At 53.1% G+C, this 1,358-nt stretch carries 1 protein-coding gene; it reads left to right on the forward strand.

Annotated elements, in window-relative coordinates; translation table 11 throughout:
- On the forward strand, window positions 1-328 hold a 328-nt coding region (locus AC2FLD_RS22450; protein WP_496674562.1), incomplete at its 5' end, for a mechanosensitive ion channel family protein.
- Window positions 329-1,358: the final 1,030 nt, after the last annotated feature.

Here is a 1,358-nt window from a genome sequence, read left to right on the forward strand (position 1 = left end):
ACAACCAGTTGAGCCAGACCCTCTCTTAGATCAGGCGGCCATCTGTCCCAAAATCCCTGACGACGGACACGACGTCGATAAGGCCAAGTCTATCCTGATGGATCTCTGCGCCAACCATGAAAAAGTTATGGAAACTCCTGCGCCGTCAGTTTTTATGGCTGCTATTGACGAGTCATCCGTTAACCTGAACTGTCGACCTTGGGTGGCAACCGCCGACTATTGGACTGTCTATTGGGACCTCATAGACAAAGGAAAGAAGGCATTTGATGCTGAAGGTGTGTCCACACCGCTACCGCAAAAACAGGTTCATATTGTCGACAAGTCATAACCAGACCAAAAATCCGCGTAGTGATCAGAGATTGCGGACCCACTAATTTGGTTTCCACCTTCTCGGGTGCGTGTTTCAAGCTGCTGAGTTTCAGGGGGTTTCTCATGAGCAATTTATTCTGGTTGACTGACGAACAGATAGCGCGGCTTGAGCTTACTTTCCTGCGAACCATGGCAAGACGTTTATTGAACAGGTTTGGGGTCGTTTTCCGTGCAGAAATTGAAGCCTTAGTAGTAATCGATCCGGGGAACAGGCAGCTTTGTCGGCGTTGTGCCAGTTCACCTTGCATCTCAACTCATTGGTGCGGCGAAAGACAGCATTTCGGGCTATGGCTACAGCGACTGGATCGGCTGCTGGAAGTCGGCTTTGGGTCGGACTCCAAACTTTGCAAAGTCCGCTTTCTACGCATCGCTGTCATTGGGGCATCGATCAGCATCGGTCAAAGTGGGCTCGATACGGTCCTTCGCCGTTGTCCGCTCGAACGTCCGCTTCTGCGCCAACGGTCAGCCACTTCATCAATGCCAACAAACAGTCGTCAGCCGGTCGGCCTACCCGCACTCGAATTCAGTGGTAGCGGTTCACTTGGCGTTGCATCTGGGTGCAATGACGCAAGATACGCACAACCGGGTGTATCATGGTCACTGCGTGTTCGGTGCGAGTGTGCCAGGTATTTGAAGCCTTACGAAGCATTGCGACCTCCCATTGATGACCTTACGTTAACCTGGATGAATGAGAGGTTCTGTGAACTGGGACACAGAGCGCCAGTACAAGTTTCCGCCCCCACCAGCACCAGCGACTAGTCTTCAGCCCCCGGAACCGATCGTCAGCGGTCCAGTCCTAGGGACGCCGTCAGCGCCAGTGGACGGTCGATCTAGCGGTAAAATGCCCCCGAAACCGCCCCAGTTTCTCGAGCTTCGCTAAAAAGCCGATAACAATCATCGGACGGCAAGGATTCCTACCACCCCAGCCAGCTCATCAGAACATGGAACAACGACATGCTCTTGGGTCACCGATACCCGAGAAATGCCCC

This window comes from Ruegeria sp. CDSA021 (assembly GCF_059612325.1).